24 protein-coding genes are annotated in these 22360 nt (G+C 66.6%); 15 read left to right on the forward strand and 9 right to left on the reverse strand.

The window, feature by feature from the left end; genetic code table 11:
* Window positions 1-12 precede the first annotated feature (12 nt).
* From rpsE to rplO, 3 genes are read left to right on the forward strand one after another with little or no spacing between them, the layout of a single operon-like run.
* Window positions 13-669, forward strand: a complete 657-nt coding sequence (rpsE, locus tag QQ25_RS07820; protein ID WP_081681647.1) for a 30S ribosomal protein S5 — start codon at window positions 13-15, stop codon at window positions 667-669.
* 2 nt (window positions 670-671) lie between these two features.
* On the forward strand, window positions 672-857 hold the full coding sequence (gene rpmD, locus QQ25_RS07825; protein WP_029106891.1) for a 50S ribosomal protein L30: 186 nt from the start codon (window positions 672-674) through the stop codon (window positions 855-857).
* Complete coding sequence (rplO, locus tag QQ25_RS07830) at window positions 857-1300, forward strand: 50S ribosomal protein L15 (protein ID WP_039315608.1); 444 nt, start codon at window positions 857-859, stop codon at window positions 1298-1300. The genes rpmD and rplO overlap by 1 nt, the downstream gene beginning before the upstream one ends.
* A 74-nt stretch (window positions 1301-1374) precedes the next feature.
* Here rplO and QQ25_RS07835 read toward each other — a convergent pair whose 3' ends face one another.
* Window positions 1375-2301, reverse strand: a complete 927-nt coding sequence (locus QQ25_RS07835) for an LLM class flavin-dependent oxidoreductase (protein ID WP_039378136.1) — start codon at window positions 2299-2301, stop codon at window positions 1375-1377.
* 84 nt (window positions 2302-2385) lie between these two features.
* Between QQ25_RS07835 and sppA the strand changes: the two genes are divergently transcribed.
* Window positions 2386-4170: a signal peptide peptidase SppA gene (gene sppA / locus QQ25_RS07840; RefSeq protein WP_039378137.1), complete on the forward strand. Its 1785-nt coding sequence runs from the start codon at window positions 2386-2388 to the stop codon at window positions 4168-4170.
* A gap of 235 nt (window positions 4171-4405) precedes the next feature.
* The gene (locus QQ25_RS07845) at window positions 4406-5878 is read left to right on the forward strand and encodes an MFS transporter (RefSeq protein ID WP_162627835.1); all 1473 of its coding nucleotides are present in this window, start codon (window positions 4406-4408) and stop codon (window positions 5876-5878) included.
* Here the strand turns inward: QQ25_RS07845 and QQ25_RS07850 are convergent.
* The 3 genes from QQ25_RS07850 to QQ25_RS07860 are packed head-to-tail and all read right to left on the reverse strand — an operon-like array spanning window position 5864 to window position 8011.
* Window positions 5864-6520, reverse strand: a complete 657-nt coding sequence (locus tag QQ25_RS07850) for a GntR family transcriptional regulator (protein WP_039378138.1) — start codon at window positions 6518-6520, stop codon at window positions 5864-5866. The two genes, QQ25_RS07845 and QQ25_RS07850, sit on opposite strands and share 15 nt — an antisense overlap.
* Window positions 6517-7233 carry a maleate cis-trans isomerase family protein gene (locus QQ25_RS07855; RefSeq protein ID WP_039378139.1) on the reverse strand — a complete coding sequence of 239 codons (717 nt, stop codon included), beginning with the start codon at window positions 7231-7233 and terminating at the stop codon, window positions 6517-6519. Before QQ25_RS07855 ends, QQ25_RS07850 begins: the two co-directional genes overlap by 4 nt.
* A 40-nt stretch (window positions 7234-7273) precedes the next feature.
* Window positions 7274-8011, reverse strand: a complete 738-nt coding sequence (locus tag QQ25_RS07860) for a maleate cis-trans isomerase family protein (protein ID WP_409371007.1) — start codon at window positions 8009-8011, stop codon at window positions 7274-7276.
* Window positions 8012-8089: 78 nt separating this feature from the next.
* Between QQ25_RS07860 and QQ25_RS07865 the strand changes: the two genes are divergently transcribed.
* From QQ25_RS07865 to QQ25_RS07875, 3 genes are read left to right on the forward strand one after another with little or no spacing between them, the layout of a single operon-like run.
* Window positions 8090-9073: a D-2-hydroxyacid dehydrogenase gene (locus tag QQ25_RS07865; RefSeq protein ID WP_234711870.1), complete on the forward strand. Its 984-nt coding sequence runs from the start codon at window positions 8090-8092 to the stop codon at window positions 9071-9073.
* Entirely contained in the window at window positions 9070-10476 is a 1407-nt protein-coding gene (locus tag QQ25_RS07870; protein WP_039378140.1) for an amidase, read from the forward strand. Before QQ25_RS07865 ends, QQ25_RS07870 begins: the two co-directional genes overlap by 4 nt.
* Window positions 10473-10970 (forward strand): DUF3830 family protein, encoded by a 498-nt coding sequence (locus QQ25_RS07875; RefSeq protein WP_039315625.1) that lies wholly within the window; start codon window positions 10473-10475, stop codon window positions 10968-10970. The genes QQ25_RS07870 and QQ25_RS07875 overlap by 4 nt, the downstream gene beginning before the upstream one ends.
* Before the next feature lie 49 nt (window positions 10971-11019).
* On the opposite strand, the gene QQ25_RS07880 is transcribed toward QQ25_RS07875, so the two are convergent.
* The 4 genes from QQ25_RS07880 to QQ25_RS07895 are packed head-to-tail and all read right to left on the reverse strand — an operon-like array spanning window position 11020 to window position 14713.
* On the reverse strand, window positions 11020-11940 hold the full coding sequence (locus tag QQ25_RS07880; RefSeq protein WP_039378141.1) for a class I SAM-dependent methyltransferase: 921 nt from the start codon (window positions 11938-11940) through the stop codon (window positions 11020-11022).
* Between the two features lie 18 nt (window positions 11941-11958).
* Window positions 11959-12864 (reverse strand): class I SAM-dependent methyltransferase, encoded by a 906-nt coding sequence (locus QQ25_RS07885; RefSeq protein WP_039315632.1) that lies wholly within the window; start codon window positions 12862-12864, stop codon window positions 11959-11961.
* Window positions 12865-12871: 7 nt separating this feature from the next.
* Window positions 12872-13774 carry a class I SAM-dependent methyltransferase gene (locus QQ25_RS07890; protein ID WP_039378142.1) on the reverse strand — a complete coding sequence of 301 codons (903 nt, stop codon included), beginning with the start codon at window positions 13772-13774 and terminating at the stop codon, window positions 12872-12874.
* Window positions 13775-13798: 24 nt separating this feature from the next.
* Window positions 13799-14713, reverse strand: coding sequence for a class I SAM-dependent methyltransferase (locus tag QQ25_RS07895; RefSeq protein WP_039315637.1), 915 nt, complete (start codon window positions 14711-14713; stop codon window positions 13799-13801).
* A 325-nt stretch (window positions 14714-15038) separates the two neighbouring features.
* On the opposite strand from QQ25_RS07895, the gene secY reads away from it, so the two are divergent.
* The 5 genes from secY to QQ25_RS07920 all read left to right on the forward strand — a co-directional run bounded on the left by secY (window position 15039) and on the right by QQ25_RS07920 (window position 19106).
* Window positions 15039-16364: a preprotein translocase subunit SecY gene (gene secY / locus QQ25_RS07900; protein WP_039315640.1), complete on the forward strand. Its 1326-nt coding sequence runs from the start codon at window positions 15039-15041 to the stop codon at window positions 16362-16364.
* The gene (locus QQ25_RS07905; protein ID WP_039315643.1) at window positions 16361-16906 is read left to right on the forward strand and encodes an adenylate kinase; all 546 of its coding nucleotides are present in this window, start codon (window positions 16361-16363) and stop codon (window positions 16904-16906) included. Before secY ends, QQ25_RS07905 begins: the two co-directional genes overlap by 4 nt.
* Window positions 16903-17700 (forward strand): type I methionyl aminopeptidase, encoded by a 798-nt coding sequence (gene map / locus QQ25_RS07910; protein WP_039378143.1) that lies wholly within the window; start codon window positions 16903-16905, stop codon window positions 17698-17700. Before QQ25_RS07905 ends, map begins: the two co-directional genes overlap by 4 nt.
* Window positions 17701-17814: 114 nt before the next feature.
* The gene (locus tag QQ25_RS07915) at window positions 17815-18375 is read left to right on the forward strand and encodes a sigma-70 family RNA polymerase sigma factor (RefSeq protein ID WP_039315649.1); all 561 of its coding nucleotides are present in this window, start codon (window positions 17815-17817) and stop codon (window positions 18373-18375) included.
* Window positions 18372-19106 (forward strand): anti-sigma factor family protein, encoded by a 735-nt coding sequence (locus QQ25_RS07920; protein ID WP_039315652.1) that lies wholly within the window; start codon window positions 18372-18374, stop codon window positions 19104-19106. The genes QQ25_RS07915 and QQ25_RS07920 overlap by 4 nt, the downstream gene beginning before the upstream one ends.
* A 12-nt stretch (window positions 19107-19118) precedes the next feature.
* Here QQ25_RS07920 and QQ25_RS07925 read toward each other — a convergent pair whose 3' ends face one another.
* Window positions 19119-19781: a class I SAM-dependent methyltransferase gene (locus QQ25_RS07925; RefSeq protein ID WP_039378144.1), complete on the reverse strand. Its 663-nt coding sequence runs from the start codon at window positions 19779-19781 to the stop codon at window positions 19119-19121.
* 168 nt (window positions 19782-19949) lie between these two features.
* Here QQ25_RS07925 and QQ25_RS07930 point away from each other — a divergent pair, with 168 nt between their 5' ends.
* Together QQ25_RS07930 and QQ25_RS07935 are read left to right on the forward strand one after the other, a co-directional pair.
* On the forward strand, window positions 19950-21695 hold the full coding sequence (locus tag QQ25_RS07930) for a thiamine pyrophosphate-binding protein (RefSeq protein WP_039378145.1): 1746 nt from the start codon (window positions 19950-19952) through the stop codon (window positions 21693-21695).
* Complete coding sequence (locus QQ25_RS07935; RefSeq protein ID WP_039315661.1) at window positions 21676-22356, forward strand: hypothetical protein; 681 nt, start codon at window positions 21676-21678, stop codon at window positions 22354-22356. The genes QQ25_RS07930 and QQ25_RS07935 overlap by 20 nt, the downstream gene beginning before the upstream one ends.
* The last annotated feature ends 4 nt before the right edge of the window (window positions 22357-22360 follow it).

Consider the following 22360-nt stretch of genomic DNA (forward strand, 5'->3'; position numbering starts at 1 on the left):
GAGGATTGCATGATGGCCGAGCAGGCAACTGGTGCCGGCGGCCCAGGCGCTTCCGACAACCGTGGTGGCCGCGGCCGCCGCGACGACCGTGGTGGCCGTGGTGGCCGCGACAGCGGTGAGAAGAGCAACTACATCGAGCGCGTGGTGTCGATCAACCGCGTCTCCAAGGTGGTCAAGGGTGGTCGGCGCTTCAGCTTCACCGCGCTGGTCATCGTCGGTGACGGCAAGGGCATGGTCGGCGTCGGCTACGGCAAGGCCAAGGAAGTTCCGGCCGCCATCGCCAAGGGCGTCGAGGAGGCTCGCAAGAGCTTCTTCCGGGTTCCGCTGATCGGCGGCACCATTGTCCATCCGGTCCAGGGCGAAGCCGCTGCCGGCGTGGTGATGCTGCGTCCGGCCAGCCCCGGTACCGGTGTGATCGCCGGTGGTGCGGCTCGCGCGGTGCTGGAATGCGCCGGCGTGCACGACATCCTGGCCAAGTCGCTGGGCAGCGACAACGCGATCAACGTGGTGCATGCCACCGTTGCCGCGCTGAAGATGATCCAGCGGCCGGAAGAGGTGGCGGCCCGTCGCGGTCTGCCGCTCGAGGACGTTGCGCCGGCCGGCATGCTGAAGGCCCGGCGTGAGAGCGAAGCGCTAGCTGCCGCAGCAGCGCGTGAGGGATCGGCATAACCATGGCAGAACTCAAGATCACCCAGGTGCGCGGAACCATCGGCGCACGCTGGAAGCAGCGCGAAAGCCTGCGCACCCTTGGGCTGAAGAAGATTCGTCAGTCCGTGGTTCGTGAGGACAACGCGCAGACCCGCGGTCTGATCAAGGCCGTTCATCACCTCATCGAGGTGGAGGAGGTGAAGTCCTGATGTCTGTTATCAAGCTTCACGACCTGAGGCCCGCCCCCGGGGAGAAGAAAGCCAAGACCCGCGTCGGTCGTGGTGAGGGCTCCAAGGGTAAGACCGCCGGTCGTGGTACCAAGGGCACCAAGGCCCGCAAGAACGTCCCCGCGACGTTCGAGGGTGGCCAGATGCCGATCCACATGCGGTTGCCGAAGCTCAAGGGCTTCAAGAACCGCTTCCGTACCGAGTACGAGGTCGTCAACGTCGGCGACATCACCAAGGCCTTCCCGCAGGGCGGCACCATCGGTGTCGACGAGCTGGTGGCCAAGGGCCTGGTTCGCAAGAACTCCCTGGTGAAGGTTCTCGGCGACGGCAAGCTGACCGTCAAGGTCGACGTGACCGCCAACAAGTTCAGCGGTAGCGCCCGTGAGGCCATCACCGCTGCCGGCGGTTCGGCCACCGAGCTCTAATTTTCTCTGCGCGAGCAGACGTCAAAACCCCCGAAATCACCGGATTTCGGGGGTTTTTGCGTCTGCTCGCCAGTTCAGGTGAGCTGCGGGATCACGTCAGCGGCCAATCGCTCCATCTGCTCGCGGTCCTCGGTGATGGTCGCGCCCGTGGGATTGAGCAGGATGGTCTGCGCACCTGCGTCGAGCACGTCGCGCAGGCCCCGCACCAGATCGTCCGCGGTGCCTGCCACGGCCACATCTGCCAGTCCCGGCCGGTCGCCGTAGATCCGTGCCAGGCCCGCGGCCACCCGCTCCCTGGCGCGGGCGCCGTCGTCGTCGACGATCAGGTACACCCGTTTGCCGATCCGGAACGCACCATGATCCTTGCCCTGTTCGTCGATCTCGCGGCGGACCGTGCGCACAGCCTCGGCGAAGGCCGCGGTGGTGGAGGAGCCGGCGCCCAGAAATGCGTCGCCATGCCGCACGGCCCGGGCCAGTGCGGCGGGGGCATTGGCCCCGAACCAGATCGGCGGGTGCGGGCGCTGAACGGGTTTGGGGCTGATGGCCAGGTCGTCGACATCGCGGAACCGGCCGTGGAAGGTGATCCGGGGCTCGTCCGACCAGGCGGCCTTCATCAACTCGAGGCCCTCGGTGAAGCTGGAGATGAATGTCGAGGGATCCACCCCGAAGGCGGGGAACTGCCGAAAACCCCCACCGGGCGCCACCCCGACCTCGAGGCGGCCGTGGCTGAGCCGGTCCACCGCAGTGATCGCGGAAGCCAGCTGCAACGGATCGTGCAATGACGTGACCAGGACCGCCACCCCCAACCGCAGCGTCGTGGTGACCGCTGCGGCGTAGGACAGCAACTCCAGCGGGGCGATCGTCGGTGCCGGGCCCACGGTCTGCTCGATCGTCCAACCGCCTTCGAAGCCGAGTTCCTCGGCGCGAGCCAGATACGCCTTGAAACCCGTGTCATCGAAGCCGTCGTGGTCGAACTGCGGAAGTGAGATGGAAAACGTCACCCGTATCACGGTACGACGGTGCGTCCGGGCGGGACCGACTTCTCGTCGGCGCGCGCAGAATCCACCGATCGGTAGGCTCGGTCCATGTTCGCCTTTCTCCCACAGATTCCCGGCCAGGACGATCTCAAGACGTTGGTCCGCCGCGTTGACACGGCCAGGCACAACGGAGTTCCCAACGGGTGCGTACTGGAGTTGGACCTTCAGTCCATACCGGCGGAGACCAGCGGCTTCGACCCGTTGGCGGTGATCGCGGGCGGGGGCAGGCCGCTGGTACTGCGGCAGGCCGTCGCGGCGATCCACCGTGCCGCCGAGGATGATCGGGTCGCTGGGCTGATCGCACGCGTACAACTGCCTGCCGCCGCGCCGGGCCCGGTGCAGGAGTTGCGCGATGCCATCGCGGCGTTCAGTGACGTCAAGCCCACGGTGGCCTGGGCGGAGACCTACCCGGGCACGCTGTCCTACTACCTGGCGTCGGCGTTCCGAGAGGTGTGGATGCAGCCGTCGGGCTCGGTCGGTCTGGTCGGTTTCGCCACCAACGCGATGTTCCTGCGCGATGCACTCGACAAGGTGGGCATCGAGGCGCAGTTCGTCGCGCGCGGCGAATACAAGTCGGCGGCAAACGTTTTCACCGAAGATCGCTATACCGATGCGCAGCGCGAGGCCGACGGCCGGATGATCGAGAGCCTGCAGTCCCAGGTGTGGCAGGCCATCGCCGCATCGCGGCAACTGTCTGTGGACGCGATCAACGCGCTGGCCGACAGAGCGCCGGTGCTGCGCGACGACGCGGTCACCGCCGGCCTGGTTGACCGAATCGGCTTCCGAGACGAGGCCTATTCGCGGATCGGTGAGCTGTCCGGCGGCCCGGTCGAGGCCGGTGCGGATGCCGACAGTCACCCCGATGCCCTTCCGCGGCTTTACCTTTCGCGTTACGCGCGCACCGCTCCGAAGGTGCCGGTACCGCAGATACCCGGCCGTAAAGCCAAGCCCACCGTCGCCGTGGTGACGTTGCACGGCCCCATCGTGAGCGGCCGCGGCGGCCCGCAGATCCTGCCCTTCGGTGGCTCGAACGCCGGAGGTGACACCATCGCCGCGGCCCTGCGGCAGGCGGCAGCCGACGACGACGTGTCGGCGATCGTGCTGCGCGTGGACAGCCCCGGCGGTTCGGTCTCCGGGTCGGAAACCATTTGGCGCGAGGTGGTTCGGGCCCGTGAGCGTGGCAAGCCGGTCGTCGCTTCAATGGGTGCGGTCGCGGCGTCGGGCGGTTACTACGTGTCGATGGCGGCCGACGAGATCGTGGCCAACGCGGGCACCATCACCGGATCCATCGGCGTGATCACCGGCAAGCTGATATCGCGCGAACTCAAGGACAAGCTCGGGGTCGGATCGGATTCCTTGCGTACCAACCCCAATGCCGATGCCTGGTCTTCGGACGCGCCGTTCACCGATGAACAGCACACCCAGATCGAAGCCGAGACCGACTTGCTCTACACCGATTTCATCGCGCGGGTGGCAGACGGGCGCAAGCTGTCGGTCGAGCAGGTCGACGCGGTGGCCCGGGGTCGGGTCTGGACCGGTGCCGACGCCAAGGAGCGTGGCCTCGTGGACGAACTCGGAGGGTTGCGTACCGCGATCACCCGCGCGAAGGTCCTGGCCGGGCTGGATCCGGATACCAAGGTGCGGGTGTTGAGCTATCCGGGCTCATCCTGGCTGGACATGTTGCGGCCCAAGCCTTCCTCGCAGCCGGCGGCCGCCTCGTTGCCGCAGGCGGTCGGCAGCCTGCTGGGCCGATCGGTCGCGGGAGCGCTCGAAAGTGCCGGGCGAACGATCACCGGGGCGAATGCGCTCTGGCTGGGCGAATACCGATTTTGACGCAAACGATAATTGCGACAGGGTAACTCCGCGGTACACAGCCCGCAGGCAACATGTAACGTCAGATCTTGGCAACTGATGAATTGTCGACGAAACGACGGCCTGGCCCTGCGGTGTTGAACCCAGTCAGAGCAGCCGTAACAGAGTGCGCGGCGGGGAACGGTGTCGTCAGACACATGGAGGACTCGTGCCCGCGCATAAGAACCCGATCAGGGGTTTTGGAGACAAACCCGAGATCGACTATCGCGAACCCGCCGAGAATCCCCCCGACCCTGGTGTACTGAAGCGGGCGATCGCCGCGTCGGCGATCGGCAACGCCACCGAATGGTTCGACTACGGCATTTACGCCTACGGCGTGGGCTACATATCCGCTGCCATCTTCCCCGGAGACGCCCAACAGGCGACACTGCTGGCCCTCGCGACGTTCGCGGTGTCGTTCCTGGTCCGCCCGCTCGGCGGATTCGTCTGGGGGCCACTCGGCGACCGCCTGGGCCGCAAGCACGTGCTGGCGATCACCATCGTGCTGATGGCGGGCGCGACGTTCTGCGCCGGGCTGATTCCGTCCTATGCCGCGATCGGGATGTGGGCCCCGGTGCTGATGGTCGGGCTGCGAATGATCCAGGGCTTCTCGACCGGAGGAGAGTACGGCGGAGCCGCGACATTCATGGCCGAGTACGCGCCATCGCGTCGGCGCGGTTTCCTCGGCAGCTTTCTGGAATTCGGTACCCTCGCCGGCTTTTCGTTGGGTGCGCTGTTGATGCTCGGCTTCTCGGCAGTGCTCTCCGAGGACCAGATGGGGCAATGGGGTTGGCGGCTGCCATTCCTCGTGGCCGCCCCGCTCGGCCTGGTCGGTGTCTACCTGCGTTCGAAGCTGGAGGACACCCCGATCTTCCGCGAACTCGAGGCGAAGGGGGAGCGGGAAGGCGGACCCGCGTCTGAGCTCAAGGATCTGGTGGTCGAGTACTGGGGCCCCATCCTGCGATTGGGCGGTTTGGTCGTCGCGCTCAACGTGGTCAACTACACGCTGCTCACCTACATGCCGACGTATCTTGAACAGACGATCGGTTTGTCGAGCAGCCACTCCTTGGTGGTACCCATCATCGGCATGCTGTCGATGATGGTGTTCCTGCCATTCGCCGGCCACATCTCAGACCGGGTGGGCCGCAAACCGATGTGGTGGTTCTCGCTGATCGGCCTCTTCGTCGCCGGTATCCCGATGTTCCTGCTGATGTCGACGAACATGGTCGGTGCAGTCATCGCGTTCGCGGTACTGGGCCTGCTCTATGTGCCCCAGCTGTCGACGATCTCCGCGACTTTCCCGGCGATGTTCCCCACCCAGGTGCGTTACGCCGGCTTCGCAATCGCGTACAACGTGTCGACGTCGCTGTTCGGCGGTACGGCTCCGGCGGTCAACGATTGGATGGTGGCACAGACGGGTGACCAGCTGGTGCCTGCCTACTACATGATGATCGCCTGCGTGATCGGGATGATCGCGCTGATCAAGGTGCCCGAAACCGCGCGGTGCCCGATCAGCGGCACCGAGATACCCGGAACGCCAGAAGCTCCCGCGCAGCTCGATTACGACACCGAGGCCGAGCCCGAGACCCAGGCCGAGATCAAGCCCGAGACCCAGGCCGAGACCAAGGCCCAGCCTGAGCCCGGCACCGACACCGACACCGGCACCTCGACCGCGTCAGCCGGCCGGTAGCCGAGCGATCAACCGCTCGACGGCGTCCTCCATGTGTGCCAGCATCAGCTTGTCCGTGAGGGCGACGTCACCGGATCGGATGGCACTGGCAAGCGCCTGATGCTCGTTCACCCGGTCAGTCGGGTCGTCGTAGGTGTCGGCCAGCGCGTGAACGCACATCCTGGTCTCCACCAGGAAGGTCTGTTGCAGGCGGGAAAGCCGTGGACTGCCTGCGAGTTCGACGAGTAGCTCGTGGAACCGCATGTCGGCCTCGCTGACGTCGTCAAGGTCGCTCGCCACGGCCATCTCATCGACCACGGCGAGCAACGCATCGCCGGCGGCGGCGTAGTCGCCCTGCAGGACCTGGCGGCTCGCGGTCCGTTCGATGGCCTCGCGGGCCAGGTACATGTCGCGGATCTCGTTGGCGTCCATGGTGTTGACGAACACTCCGCGGTTGCGGATCGCGATGAGCAGCCCCTCCTGGGCGAGGCGCTGCATGCCTTCCCGGACCGGGCCTCGGCTCACCCCGAACCTGCGGGCCAACTCGGCCTCGCCGAGTTGCGTGCCGGGCACGAGCTCGCCGTACGCGATGGCCTGCCGGAGCTTGTCGGCCAGGATGCTCGCTGTCGACTCCTGCTCGACGGGTGCGATGAAGCCGGTCACCGCACCGCTCCGAACAGACTGCCCAGTCCGGGTATGCGCGGTAGCAGGCCGATCAGGTGCAGCCCTTTCCATACGGTCACCTGGTTGGCGGTGAGCACAGGTTTGCCCACTGCGGATTCCAGCTGATCGATGAATCCCAGTGTGTGCATGGCGGTATCGGGCACCAGCACCGCCTCGGCATCGGGATGGTCGGCCGCACACACCATTTCGATGACCTGTGCCTGCTCGAGCCGGCCCACCTCTGCCGCGGTGACGATGCCGTGGCTCCCCATCGACACCACGTCCATGCCACCGCCCGACAGGAACGAGACGAAGTGCGCCGCCACCTCCCCGGGATAGGACGCCGCCACGGCAACCCGGTGTATACCCAAGTACTGCAACGCATCGACGAAGGCGATCGACGTCGATGACGCCGGAACACCGGACGCGTCGGCCACGTCGGCGGCTTGCCGCAGCGCACCGTCACGGCCGAAGACGAAACTGCCGGAGGTGCAGGCCCACATCATCGAGTCGGGACGCGCCGCGCCCAATCGCGCGGCACCTTCGGTGAGGCGGTCGGTCCGGCCGAGATCGAGGAGAGCATCGACACGATGCGCGTCCTCGCCGACAGAGGTGATGGCGACCGGCAGCCGGACCGTGGATACGCGCGCTTCCAGTGCGGTGAAGTCGTCCTCAGCACTGTGGCCGGGATAGAGGATGCCCACCGTGGCCATGCTTCTTCCTTTCAATGGCCGCCTTGTCACTTGCATGCGCTCAGAGTTCCAGCAGCCGCTGCCCGGCGCCGACGGCCTTGCGGCCCGCGACCGCAAGGGCCGCCCACATGGTCACCTGATTGGCGGTGACCACGGGCTTGCCGAGTTCGTGTTCCAGTCGGCAAATCAGATCGTAGGTAGGCAGATTCGTGCAACTGATGACAATGGCCTCCGCGTCCGGGCAGTCGGTGGACCGCACCAGCTCGGCCGTCGTCTCATAGGGCACCGCCCAGATCCGCGACGTCATACCCAGGCCCGCGGTGGCGGCCACCTCGACGCCGGCCTCCATGAGATAACTGGTCAGCCCACTGGTCAGATCCGGGGTGTAGGGAGTGACGGTGGCGACGGTCTTCACCCCGAGATGCCGCAGTGCGGCCAGCATCGAACCACTGGTGGTCACTGCCGCCGGGGCGCCCGCCGCACACATGGCCGCGACGAGCGCGGCCTCGCCGGCCATGCCCTTGACGAAGCTTCCCGACGTACACGCATAGGCCGTGACCAGTGGCGACACCGCGAGGACATTCGCGGCGCCGGCCTCGACCTGCTCGGGTTCGGAGACATGCACCGCCATGTCGATGGTCACCTGCATTGGTGCATATCGCAACCGGGTGACGTAGAGGCTGACGTCATCGGGAACCCAGCGCCACAGTTCGCGATCGAGGGCGAAGTCGTGAGGCGTCACGACACCTATCCCCACCTGCTGCAATGGCGGGGGAGGAACGACTTCCTCGAGTGTCATGTCCATAGTGTGAGGCCGAAGGGGCCAACCGGCAACAGATTGTTGACAATCCTACGAACGCGTTCCTAGCCTCGAATGGTGCCGCCCCACGCAGCCCGCCCCGTGATCGCGGTGTTGTGCGAGCGTGAGACCGATCGGGTACCGGGCCTGGACGGCGTGAACGCCGAGTTCCGCTACTGCGACGCCGACGGGCTGGCGCAGGCTGTTGCGGGTGCCCACGCCCTGCTGCTGTGGGATTACTTCTCCACCGCACTGCGTGAGGTGTGGACGCATGCGCAGGCGCTGGAGTGGGTTCACGTCGCGGCAGCCGGTGTCGACACACTGCTGTTCGACGGGTTGCGCGATTCCGACGTCGTGGTCACCAATGCCCGAGGCGTATTCGACCGTCCCATAGCCGAATACGTGCTCGGCGCGGTGATCGCGCATGCCAAGGACAGTCAGGCCAGTTTCGATCTCCAGCGTCGTCACGAATGGCGCCACCGTGAGACTCGGAGCCTCACCGGCGCGCACGCACTCGTGGTCGGCACCGGCGGCATCGGCCGCGAGATCGCCCGCTTGCTGCGCGCGGCCGGGCTGGTTGTGCGCGGCGCCGGACGCGCGGCTGCCGAGCAGGATCCGGACTTCGGCTCGGTGGTGGCCAGCGCCGAGCTGGCCGCGGCCGTCGGGTGGTGTGACCACCTGGTGCTGGCGGCTCCGCTCACACCGGCGACGCGAGGACTTGTCGATGCGGCTGTGCTGGAGGCGATGAAACCCGATGCGCACCTTGTCAATATCGCGCGCGGACCGCTCGTCGACGAGGATGCGCTGCTTATCGCGCTGACCGAACGCCGTATCGGCGGGGCCACCCTCGACGTGTTCGACACCGAGCCGCTTCCCGCCGAGCACCCCCTGTGGGACGCGCCGGGCGCCGTCATCACGGCGCACATGTCCGGTGACGTCGTCGGGTTCCGCGACACTTTGGCCGCTCAGTTCGCCGACAATGCGCGACGCTGGCTGCTGGGGCAGCCGCTACTCAACGTGGTGGACAAGAAGCTCGGTTACGTGTCGACGGGCACTGCGTGATTGCGCGGGCGGTCGATCTGATCGCGGCTTATCGCGCCAAGACGATCTCGCCGGTGGAGGCGACCGAGGCGGCGCTGCACGCCATCGATCGCCACAACGATGCGGTGAACGCGTTTGTGCTCGTCGACTCCGACGGCGCGATAGCCGCTGCGCGTGAATCGGAAAAGCGTTGGTATGACGGGTGTCCGCTCGGGCCCGCCGACGGTATCCCGACGTCGATCAAGGATGCGCTGTGGACCAGGGGCTGGCCGACCCTGCGTGGCAGCTGGCTCATCGACGAGGCGGGGCCGTGGCAGGAGGATGCGCCCAGCGTGGCCCGGCTGCGTGAATCGGGAGCGGTGCTGCTGGGCAAGACCACCACGCCGGAGTACTCGTGGAAGGGCGTGACCGACTCGCCGCGCTATGGAGCGACCGGCAACCCGTGGAACCCCGCGGTGACGGCAGGGGGGTCCAGCGGGGGCAGCGCTGCGGCCGTGGCACTCGGCATGGGGACGTGGTCGGTGGGCACCGACGGCGGAGGTTCGGTGCGTATCCCGGCCGCCTTCACCGGCACGGTAGCCTTCAAACCCACCTACGGTGTCATCCCGCTGTATCCACCGAGCCCGTTCGGCACGCTCTCGCATGCCGGACCCATGGCCCGCACGGTCGCCGACGTCGCCGCGCTGCTGGACGTCATCACCGGGTTCGACGCGCGTGACTGGTCGGCAATGCCTTCTCCGAGTTCGTCATTCAGGGCAGCCATCGGCCAGCCGATCAGAGGATTGCGGGTGGCCTACTCGCCGAATTGCGGTTTCGGGGCCAATGATCCCGAGGTGGACACCGCGGTGCGGGCAGCGGTGGAGGTGCTCGCCGCGGCCGGGGCATGCGTCGAAGAGGTGGATCCGGGCTTCGCCGATCCGGTCCATGCCTTCCACGTGCTGTGGTTCTCCGGTGAGGCAAAGGTGTTGGAGGGCAAGCTGAACGGACCCGATGCCGGTCGGGTCGATCCCGGCCTGCGACGCACGGCCGAAATCGGGGCGACGTTCACCGCGTCGGACTATCTGGACGCTACTGCCGTCCGGATGAAGCTCGGAGAACTGATGGGCCGGTTTCACCAGACCTACGACGTCCTGGTCACCCCGACCGTGCCGCTGACCGCCTTCGCCACCGGCCGCGACGTCCCCGCCGGTTCGCTCTCACCCGACTGGACGAGCTGGACGCCCTACACCTATCCGTTCAATCTGACTCAGCAGCCCGCACTTTCGGTGCCGTGTGGGTTCAGTTCGACCGGTCTGCCCATCGGGTTGCAGATCGTCGGGCCCCGACATGCGGATGCCGTGGTGCTGCGTGTGGGGGACGCCTACGAAAGCGCCACGGACTGGCAGCGCCGCGTGCCGGCGATGCTCACGAAGGAGGATGGATGAGCAGGTTGATCACCGTATCGCTGGACAAGCGCGGCGTCAGTTGCGTTGCCCGCCTGCTCGACGGCCAGGCGCCCCGCACATGTGCCGCCGTGTGGGATGCCCTGCCGCTGGCCGCGCAGGTGTATCACGGCAAGTACGCCCGCAACGAGATCTACACGCTGCTCCCGGCATTCGGTGCCGACCCCGGCAAGGAGAACACCACGGTCACCCCGATCCCCGGAGACCTGTGCTGGTTCTCGTTCGACTCCGATGATCTGGGCAACCCCGCCTACGGTTACGAGAACAGCGCGGGCACCGGGACCACGGGTGCGATCGTCGACCTGGCGCTGTTCTACGGCCGCAACAACCTGCTGATCAACGGAGACCAGGGTTGGGTGCCCGGCAACGTGTTCGGCCAGATCGTGGAGGGCCTGGAGGACATGGCCGCGGCCTGTCAGGACCTGTGGATGGGCGGAGCGAGAGGCGAGACGTTGCGCTTCGCCCGGTTGTCGTGATTCAGGTTGGTCGTCGGACCGGCCCGCTGGTGTCGCCGGCCTCGCTACGTCAGCTCGAAGTGCCGCTGACGTACACGATCTCGCCCATCGGATCGTCCTCGTCGAGGGCCGGCACCGGCAGGCCGTGGCGGACGAACAGCTCCGATCGGACCACCCCGGTCATCTGCCAGCCCTTGGCGCTCAGATAGTCAGCGGCCGAGTGCCTTTCGCCGTGGTAGATCAGCGACGGCATGTCCATGTTCAAACCCATCTGGCTGAACGCCGCGGTAGCAGCCCGCGCCTTCTCCGGGTCGAAGTCCTTGAGCCCTGGCACGAACTCAGTGGCAACCGCGCTACCGGGGGCGCTCAGCGCGGCGATGTTGTCGAACAACCGGTCCTGGGCCTCGGGCGGCAGGTAGATCAACAGACCCTCGGCACACCACGCGGTCGGTTTGGCCGGATCGAATCCCGCTGCCTGCAGGGCGGCCGGCCAATCGTCACGCAGGTCAATCGGTACGGTGCGCCGTTCGGCGGTCGGTGTCGCTCCCAGATCCGCGAGTGTGCGGCTCTTGAACTCGATCACCTCCGGCTGGTCGATCTCGTAGACCACGGTGCCCTCGGACCAGGGCAGCCGGTACGCACGCGAGTCCAGCCCTGAGGCCAGGATCACCGCCTGCCGGATACCCGCCTTGCCCGAGGCGATGAAGTAGTCATCGAAAAACCGCGTGCGCACAGCCATTTCGTCGATGTTGGCGCGGGCCCGCTCGGCGGCGTCGGGCGCGAACTGGCCCAGCGCCTCCAGGCTCAGCTCGCCGTCGACCATCTTGGTGAACACGTCGATGCCCACCGCGCGGACCAGCGGCGCGGCGAACGGATCGTCGATCAGTCCGTGCGAATCCAGGCTGGCGATCGCCCGTCCGGCCGCCACCATCGTTGCAGTGGCGCCGACGCTGGAGGCCAGATCCCAGCTGTCACCCTCGGTACGTGCCATGGTGCGTCTCCCGGTCGTCTAGTTCGAAGTCGTGCGCGTTGCCGACAGATAACCAGAATCGCCGGCGATTTCGCCAAGTTCCTCGGGATAGGCGAACCCGTGCGATTCGTAGGCGGCCCGGGTGGAGAGCACCGTGGCGTCCCAGCCTTGTGCGGAGAGGTAATCGCGGGCCGAGGCACGGTCGCCGGAATAGAACAGGTCCAGCAGGTCCACGTCGGACCCGACCTTCTTGGACCATTCGCTGACCCGAGCCGACCAGTCCTTGGACATGGCGACGGTGTCCATGTGCTCGGTGGCCAGCCGGCTACCGGGTGCGCTGAGCGCGGTGATGTTGTCGAACAACCGGTCCTGGGCTTCGGGCGGCAGGTAGATCAGCAGACCCTCGGCAATCCATGCGGTCGGGGCTTGTGGATCGAAGCCGTTGTCACGCAGGGCCTTCGGCCAGTCGTCACGCAGGTCGACCGGCACGGAGCGAAGCTCGGCGGCCGGCTCGGCCCCGAGATCGGTCAGCGTGCGCGTCTTGAACTCCAGGACCGCGGGCTGGTCCACCTCGAACACCACGCTGCCCGCCGGCCAGGCCAGCCGGTAACTGCGGGTGTCCAGACCGGAGGCCAGGATCACCGCCTGCCGGATACCGGACGCCGACGCGGAGGTGAAGAAGTCATCGAAAAACCTTGTACGAACCGCGATCTGCTCACACATCCGCTGCCGGTCAAGCATCAGATCGCCCTCGATGCATGCCTCACCGTCGGCGATCCGGATGCTGTGTTCGAGGCCCACAGCATGGACCAGGGCGTCGGCGTACGGATCGTTGATCAGCGGCTCGGGCTGCTTGGTGGCCAAAGCGCGGGAGGCCGCGACACCCGTCGCGGTCGCCCCGACGCTGGTGGCCAGATCCCAACTGTCGCCATCTGTGCGTGTCATGGTGCTCCTAATCTCGTATCGCGATGACAGCCTGCGAGTTACGTTGCGGTGCAGCGGCTTCTCCGGTGGGGAACGCGCGGCCGTACTCGGCGAACAGCTCAGGTCGTCGGCGCGCGGTCACCTTCCATCCGCTGTCGGTGAGGTAGTCGACCACCGAATTGCGCTCGCCGTCGTACCAGAGATTGGCCAGGTCGAGGTCGAGGCCGTGCTGCCGCCACTGCTCGCTCATCGCGTTGCCTCGCTCGCGCAGGTTCGCCGCGATGTCTGGGTGGAACTCGGTGGCCAGTCGGCTGCCGGGGGCGCTGAGCGCGCTGATGTTGTCGAACAACCGATCCTGCGCCTCGGGCGGCAGATAGGCCAGCAGCCCCTCGGCGCTCCACGCGCTCGGGGCAGCCGGATCCAATCCGGCGGCCTGAAGCGCCGCCGGCCAGTCGTCACGCAGATCGACGGCCACGGCCCGGCGTTCGGCCGTGGGGGTGGCCCCGATCTGTGTCATGGTGGCCGTCTTGGCGCCGATCACCTCGGGCTGGTCGATCTCGTAGACCACCGTTCCGTCCGGCCACGGCAGCCGGTACGCACGTGAGTCCAGCCCCGAAGCCAGGATCACCGCCTGGCGGATTCCGGCGTCTACGGAGGAAGTAAAGAAGTCGTCGAAGAACTTCGTCCGTACCGCCATGATGCCGGTCATCAGCGCGGCGCCTTCGGCCAGCTCGCCGTCGAGGGCAATGTCGCCGTCGACGAGCTTGGTGAAGAACTCCACGCCGACCGCACGGACCAGGTCCGCGGCGTAGGGGTCGTTGATCAGCGGATCCGGTTCAGCACTGGCGATCGCGCGGGCCGCGGCGACCATCGTCGCCGTCGCACCCACGCTGGAGGCCAGATCCCAACTGTCCGTGTCGGACCGTGCCATCGAGTTCCCCTGACTTCTCGGCTGTTATTTCCCGGCAGTGATGTAGAGCACCGAGGCCGCGTGGGCCTCGTCCTCGATCGGTGGCAGGCCCGTGCGGATCAGCAGATCGTTCGATGAGATGCCGACGGTCTGCCAGGCATGACCTTCCAGGTATGTCGTCACATCAGCACGATCACCGAGGAAGATCAGTTCATTCAGGTCCATGTCGAGGCCGTGGGCCCGCCAGCGATCGGTGAATTCCTGCATCCGGGCGCGGATGGTCTCCTCGTCGTTGCTCTCGGTGGCGGGCACGCCCTCCACGCCGAAACGGCTACCGGGTGCGCTCAGCTCAGTGACCTGGTCGAGCAAACGGTCCTGGGCGTCTCCCGGCAGGTAACCCAGCAATCCCTCGGCGATCCATGCCGTCGGCGCCGACGGGTCGAAGCCGGCCTCGGCCAGCGCGGTGGGCCAGTCGAACCGTAGATCGATGGCGACGGTGCGCCGGTCGGTCGTCGGGACGGCCCCGAGCTTCGCCAGGGTTTCGGTCTTGAACTCGATGACCTGTGGCTGGTCGATCTCGTAGACGACGGTCCCATTCGGCCACGGCAGCCGATAGGCCCGTGAGTCCAGGCCGGCCGCCAGGATCACGGCCTGGCGGATGCCGGCGCGGCAGGCATCGAGGAAGAAGTCGTCGAAGAAGCGGGTGCGGGCGGCCATGCCGTTGGCGAAGCGGATCAGGCCGGTGGCGGCCTCCTCGTCGAGGCCTTCGGTGCTGAAGTTCTCGTCTGCCAGCGTGGTGAAAAAGTCCATGCCGACGGCGCGAACCAGGGGAGCGGCGAACGGGTCGTCGATCACCGGATCATCGGCGTTTGTGGCCATCGCGCGCGCCGCCGCGACCATCGTCGCCGTGGCGCCAACACTGGAGGCGAGATCCCAGGTGTCGTCAGCCGTGCGGGCCATGAATTCCCCCTTTTGTTCAGTGAATATCAACGTGTTAGTTAGGTGGTGTAATGAGCTGCCGCCGACTGTACGCTCCGATTCTGAAGGGAAGCTCCGCTCGCTCTCGGGACGGATCTTCGGGCGCACATCGACCGATCGAGGCCGATCGACGTGGGTGCATGGAGGGTCCGCGCCGGGGCAACTGTTACTCTCGTAGACTGATTTGACGGCTGAGTTCGCAGGCTGCGCGCCTGCAGGGCGGCCGTACACGATTTGACCATTGACGCTGGCTCCACCAGCCCCGTTTGGCACGCCGCGCTGAGAGGTCGGCTGCGCAGGAGGAAGAGTGCTTTCGGCTTTCATCTCATCGCTGCGGACGGCCGACCTCAGACGCAAGATCCTGTTCACGTTGGGCTTGGTGATTCTGTACCGAGCCGGCGCGTCGATCCCGTCTCCGGGGGTTAACTACCCGAACGTCCAGAAGTGCATCGAGCAGGTCAGCGGCGGAGATTCGGCGCAGATCTATTCATTGATCAACCTGTTCTCAGGCGGCGCACTGCTACAGCTGACCGTCTTCGCCGTGGGCGTCATGCCCTACATCACCGCCAGCATCATCGTGCAGCTGCTGGTCGTGGTGATCCCGCGGTTCGAACAGCTGCAGAAGGAGGGCCAGGCCGGTCAGGCAAAGATGACGCAGTACACGCGTTATCTGTCGATCGCGCTGGCCGTCCTGCAGGCCACCAGCATCGTGGCGCTCGCCGCCAACGGTGGGCTGCTGCAGGGCTGCAGTCTCGACATCATCCAGGACAGCTCCGTCTTCGGCCTGATCGTCATCGTGCTGGTGATGACCGCGGGTTCGGCGCTGGTGATGTGGATGGGCGAGCTCGTCACCGAACGCGGCATCGGCAACGGCATGTCGCTGCTGATCTTCGCCGGCATCGCGGCCCGGATCCCGTCCGAAGGCCAGACCATCCTCGAGAGCCGCGGCGGCCTGGTGTTCACCGCGGTGGTTGCCGCGACGCTGCTGATCATCGTCGGCGTGGTGTTCGTCGAGCAGGGTCAGCGCCGCATCCCGGTCCAGTACGCCAAGCGCATGGTGGGCCGCAAGATGTACGGCGGCACGTCGACCTACCTGCCGCTGAAGGTCAACCAGGCGGGCGTCATCCCGGTGATCTTCGCGTCGTCGCTGATCTACATTCCGCACCTGATCACCCAGCTGATCCAGAGCGGCAGCGCCAACCCGGGCAGCAGCTGGTGGGACAAGTTCGTCGCCGATTACCTGACGAATCCGGCTGACCCCGTTTACATCATCATCTACTTCGGCCTGATCGTGTTCTTCACGTACTTCTACGTGTCGATCACCTTCAACCCCGACGAGCGTGCCGACGAGATGAAGAAGTTCGGCGGATTCATCCCGGGCATCCGGCCGGGCAAGCCGACCGCGGACTACCTGCGGTACGTGCTCAGCCGGATCACCCTGCCTGGCTCGATCTACCTGGGTGTGATCGCCGTTCTGCCCAACCTGTTCCTGGAGATCGGAAACACCGGCTCGGTACAGAACCTGCCGTTCGGCGGTACCGCGGTTCTCATCATGATCGGTGTCGGCTTGGATACCGTCAAACAAATCGAGAGCCAGCTCATGCAACGTAACTACGAAGGGTTCCTGAAGTGAGAGTCGTCCTACTCGGACCGCCCGGTGCGGGCAAAGGCACGCAGGCAGAGAAGCTGTCCGAGAAGCTCGGCATCCCGCAAATCTCCACCGGCGACCTGTTCCGCAAGAACATCGGTGACGGCACCCCGCTCGGCCTGGAGGCCAAGCGCTACCTGGACGCCGGCGACCTGGTGCCCGCCGAGCTGACGAACCGTCTGGTCGAGGACCGCATCGACCAGCCCGACGCGGCTGACGGATTCATCCTCGACGGCTACCCGCGCTCGGTCGAGCAGGCCGGCGCGCTCAAGGACATGCTCGCCGCCCGCAACACCAAGCTCGACGCGGTCGTGGAGTTCCAGGTGTCCGAGGACGAGCTGCTGACCCGTCTCAAGGGTCGTGGTCGCGCCGACGACACCGATGAGGTCATCCGCAACCGCATGAAGGTCTACCGCGACGAGACCGAGCCGCTGCTCGAGTACTACCGCGACGAACTGAAGACCGTGGATGCGGTGGGCGGCCTCGACGAGGTGTTCGCCCGCGCATTGCACGCACTGGGTAAGTGATCAGAATGCCGGGGTTGCGCAAGCGCAAAGTCGTTGCGCAGCGCAGCGCCGGAGAGTTGGACGCGATGGCCGTGGCCGGGGCGCTGGTCGCATCGGCACTACGGGCGGTGCGGGCCGCGGCGGCACCCGGAGTTTCCACGCTGGAGCTGGACCAGATCGCCGAAGGCGTCATCCGCGACGGCGGTGGCACTCCGTCGTTCCTGGGTTACCACGGATTCCCGGCCAGCATCTGCGCCTCGGTGAACGACCGTGTGGTGCATGGCATTCCGTCAGCCGGTGAGCTGCTGGCCGCCGGTGACCTGGTGTCGATCGACTGCGGTGCGATCGTCGACGGCTGGCACGGCGACTCGGCCGTCACGTTCGGGATCGGCGCGCTCATCCCCGCCGACGAAGCCCTTTCTGCCGCAACGAAATCCGCTATGGAGGCCGGCATCGCCGCGATGCTGCCCGGTAATCGGCTGACAGATGTCTCGCACGCGATCGAGGTCGAGACCCACGCCGCCGAGGCTCGCCACGACCGCAAGTACGGCATCGTCGACGGCTACGGCGGCCACGGCATCGGCAGGCAGATGCACATGGACCCGTTCCTGCCCAACGAGGGCGCACCCGGACGCGGGCCGTACCTGGAGCCGGGCTCGGTACTGGCGATCGAACCCATGCTCACCCTCGGCACCACCGAGACCGTCATCCTCGACGACGAATGGACCGTCGTCACCGCCGACGGGACCCGGGCGGCGCACTGGGAGCACACCGTTGCCGTCACCGACGACGGTCCCAGAATCCTCACCCTGTAATTGACGTCAGCAATCATTACCTGAATCGCGCGCCTGCGCTGGTGCAACCCCGCGCGCAAAGGTACTAATTGAACCGGATCGCCACCAACGTCGTATCACTGACGGAGGTATGGAATGGATGATCCGGAGGCCGCCATGATGCGGGTGCTCTACGACGAGCATGCTGCAGCGCTGTGGCGCTACGCCTTGCGGCTCACGGGTGACCGCGCCCGCGCCGAGGACGTGGTGCAGGAAACGTTGCTGCGTGCGTGGCGCCACAGGCCTGATGGTCTTCACGCAAGCGTTCATCCGACCGACGCCGCTCCTGACAACGAACGATCGGCAAGAGCCTGGTTGTTCACCGTGGCGCGCAATATGATCATCGACGAACGCCGGAGTGCCCGATTTCGCAACGAAACCGGCGTGCCCGACCCAGAACAGGTGGCAGACCATGCCAGGACGGCTGGCACCCCCGACCAAGTGGACAACGCCTTGGATCGCATCCTGCTGAGCACGGCGCTGAGCCAACTTTCCGATGAACACCGGGCCGTTGTCCGCCGGGCGTACTACCAGGGCTGGACAACGAACCAGATCGCCGAAGACCTGCAGATACCCGAGGGCACCGTGAAATCGCGGCTGCACTACGCGGTACGTGCCTTGAGACTGAACTTGCAAGAGATGGGGGTGACACGATGACACAGTTCGGTGTACCCCACCTTCCTGATCCGGTCGAATCCGACCGCTACCGGACCTGGGATGCGTCCTATGTGCTGGGATCGCTGGACAGTAGCGAGCGACGCGAGTACGAGACCCATCTTCAGGGCTGTGCGCAGTGCCGTTCCGCGGTGGCCGAGTTGAGTGGCATCCCAGCGCTGCTGGCCATGCTCGACCTCGACGACGTGACCGCACTCGAATCCGAACAGCCCGATCCGCCGTTGCGGCCCGAGGTGCTGCAGTCCGTGCTGGCCAAGGTCAGCTGGGGGCGCCGCCGTTCGCGATGGGTGACGACGGCGGCCGTCGGCGTGGCCGCTGCCCTGCTGGCCGTGGGTGTGGTGGTCGGACTCCGTCCCGAGATCTTCGGCATGCAGCGCGGCACCGAGCAGCAGAGCGCGCAGATGCTCACGATGTCCAAGATGGCCGATACCCCGATCAACGCCAGTATCGCGATGACCAGTTATTCCTGGGGTACCCGGATCGACATGGCCTGCAGCTATGGGAGCTGGGGCAAGCAGGATGCTCCTCCGCAGAACCTGGGCATGGTGGTGATCGGCCGCGACGGCAGTCGCGAGGAGATCGCGACATGGCTGGGACTGTCCGGCGCGACCGCGTTGCCCAGCGCCAACACCCAGATGCCGATGCCGGAAATCGCTGCGGTGCAACTGGTTACGTCCCCCGAAGGAAAGGTGCTGCTGGAAAAGCAGCTCTGAGCGGCGTCGGTTTCAGCCGTCTTTGTGGGCGCTCAGCAGGAAGCCGGGCATGGTGATGTGCCCGGCTCCGTCCCGCTCCACACCGGGCAGTGACGATGGCCCGCCGGCGGCCGGGGTGTCGTTGCCATACAGCTTGGCCGGGCGTACCTCGTCGACTGTCCAGCAGGTGGCCACGGTCTCGCGCAATTCGTCGGCGGTGAAGCCGTTCGGCCCGGGGGTGCTGCCACCGAACGGCCGCGTCGCGAAGGCCAGGATGAACAGGCGCGCACCGGGCGCCGCCGCGCGGTGGATGGCCCGGACGTACGCTTGCCGCCCGTCGACCGGCAGGGCGTGGAGCAGACCGCTGTCCAGCACGGTGTCGAACCGGCCGTCGTAACCACCGAAATCGGTCATGTCTGCCCGCGCGAAAGTGGCTGTGGTCAGGCCGCGTTCGGCTGCCGTGGCGGCCGCCTCTGCCACCGCCGTGGCGCTGGCATCGAGCCCGACCACGGTATACCCCTGCTCGGCCAGCGCCAACGAGAGAGCGGCGTGGCCACACCCCGAGTCGAGGACCTCTCCTCGCACGTTGCCCTCGTCGATGACGCGGGCGAGCTCGGGCTGCGGCGCGCCGATGCTCCACGGCGGCGGGGTGTCCTGCCGATACGCTGCGTCCCAATCCATGTACGGCTGTGTCATCTGATGCCTCCGATCACTGGATCCACGTCCTCCACTATGCCCAGATCCAGCTGATCTTGATCGTGGCGAGCCGGCGAGTTCGCTCGGAGTTCGCACCAATCCGTCCTCACGGTGAACCGACGCCACCCACGCGTCGTGTCACTGGCAGAGCACGGAAGTAGGTGACACATGGTCAGTTCGCACAGGGTGGTGGATTACATCGTCGGCCATCTGGCCGCGAACGGGGTTTCGCACCTCTTCGGCGTGGACGGTGCCAACATCGAGGACCTCTACGACGCGGCGTACTTCCGGGATGACATCACCGCGGTGCTGGCCAAACACGAATTTTCCGCTGCCACAATGGCGGACGGCTACAGCCGCAGCGGCGCCGGGATCGGTGTGGTGGCGGCGACCTCCGGCGGAGGCTGTCTCAACACCGTGCCCGGGCTGGCGGAATCGCTGGCCAGCCGGGTTCCCGTGCTGGCCCTGATCGGTCAGGCGCCGACCACGCTCGACGGCCGCGGCGCCTTCCAGGACACCAGCGGGGCCAATGGAAGCCTGGACGGGCACGCCTTGTTCTCGGCGGTCTCGGTGTACTGCCGCAGGGTGCTGGCGCCGGCGGACATCCTCACCGCGCTGCCGGAGGCGCTGGCCACCGCACGTACCGGTGGACCCGCGGTGTTGTTGCTGCCCAAGGACATTCAACAGGCCGAACTCGGGGATCCAGGCACGCGCAACGGTCGTGCCGTCGCCACCGGGACCGGGGCTCGCCACTCCGATCTCGGCGCGCTCGAGCAGGCCCTGCGCCACGCCGACGGCCCCATCACGATCATCGCCGGTGAACAGGTGGCCCGCGACGATGCCCGTGGCGAACTCGAACGACTTCGGGCCACCCTGCGTGCGCGGGTGGCCACGGTGCCCGAGGCCAAGGATGTGGCGGGCACGCCGGGTTTCGGATCCTCCTCCGCATTGGGCGTAGCCGGTGTGATGGGCCACCCCGGGGTGTCCGTTGCCGCAGCGCAGAGCGCGCTGTGCGTGGTGGTCGGCACCCGCATGACGGTCACCGCCAGGGCCGGGCTCGACGGCGCGCTCGAATCGGTACCGACCTACTCGATCGGCGCCCACGTGCCCCATGTGCCGTGCACCCACATCCACTCGGACGACCTGCGGGTATCGCTGACGCAGTTGTCCGCGGCGCTGTCGGGGCCCGGCCGGCCCACCCAGGTTCGGGTGCCGGACGTCGCGCCGCGGACCGAACTGCGACCGCCGGCCCATGACGGCCCGGGCATCCGCTACCGCGACGCGATGGCCGTGCTCGACCAAACCCTGCCCGACGGCACCGACCTCGTCATCGACGCGGGCAACATCGGGGCGTCGGCCATCCACTATCTGCCGGCCCGGCGCGACGGCCGGTTCATGGTGGCGCTGGGCATGGGCGGGATGGGCTACAGCTTCGGTGCAGGCATCGGAATGACGTTTCACCGGGCATCTGCCGCCGTGACCGCATCAGGCGACCCAAGGCGCACTGTGGTGATCGCGGGCGACGGCTCATTCTTCATGCACGGCATGGAGATTCACACGGCGCTGCAGTACCGGCTGCCGATCACCTTCGTGCTGTTCGACAACCACGCCCACGCCATGTGTGTTACCCGCGAGCAGTTGTTCTACGACGATCGCTACTCCTACAACAGGTTCGGCCCGAGCCGGCTCGGCGCCGGGCTGGCCGCGATGTTCCCCGGCCTGCCCGCATACGACGTCGCCGACATCGGCCAACTGCCCCGAGCGCTGGGTATGGCACTGGACACAGACGGTCCATCGGTGCTCAGCGTCGAGTGTTCAGCCGACGAAATCCCGCCGTTCGCAGCATTTCTGGCCACCGACAGCACCCCTTCCGGCTCAGAGGAGAACAAGACTCATGTCACTGCCCGCGCTTGACGACATCACGACCCATCGAGGTTCCCGAGACCCGCTGGACGGGCTCATCCGGATCGAGACCTCACCGAAGGAGCAGGCCACACCGATCATCATGGACATGATGCGGTCGGTCTATCCGCACGACCAGGTCTTCGGCCAATACTGCACCGTCAACGACTACATCGAGTGCCCACCGGACGAGTTGTTCGACTACCTGTCCGACACCCGCTGCCTGGAGGAGTGGACCTACAGTCTGCGTGGTTTCACGCCGACCGAGGAACCTGGCCTGTGGCTGGCCCACGACCGCCTCGGTGCCGGGCCGTCGGGACCGGGCAGCGCGATCTACACCCGCACCGTGGCCAACCGTGACGCGCTGACCGTCGACTACCACTGCGCCTGGGATCAGGGAAAGCACCTGTGGATGATCTATCTGATGCGCGTCGTGGATGCGCAGGTGGTCTTGGACAAGCCGGGATCGGTTGTGCTGTGGACGAATTGCCATCACCCGTTCTACGACGAGAATCCCTACCCGGAGACCGCACCCCCCGCGCGGCCGGTCTGGGTGGGGGATTTCTGGGACATGTTCGGTCCCGGCCATCTGCTGGAGTTGCGAAACCTCAAGGCAATCGCCGAATACCGGCACCACAACGGCCTTTCGGTCACCCCGGCCTGGATGAAGTGAGGCA

Source organism: Mycolicibacterium setense (assembly GCF_000805385.1).
GTDB classification, from domain to species: domain Bacteria; phylum Actinomycetota; class Actinomycetes; order Mycobacteriales; family Mycobacteriaceae; genus Mycobacterium; species Mycobacterium setense.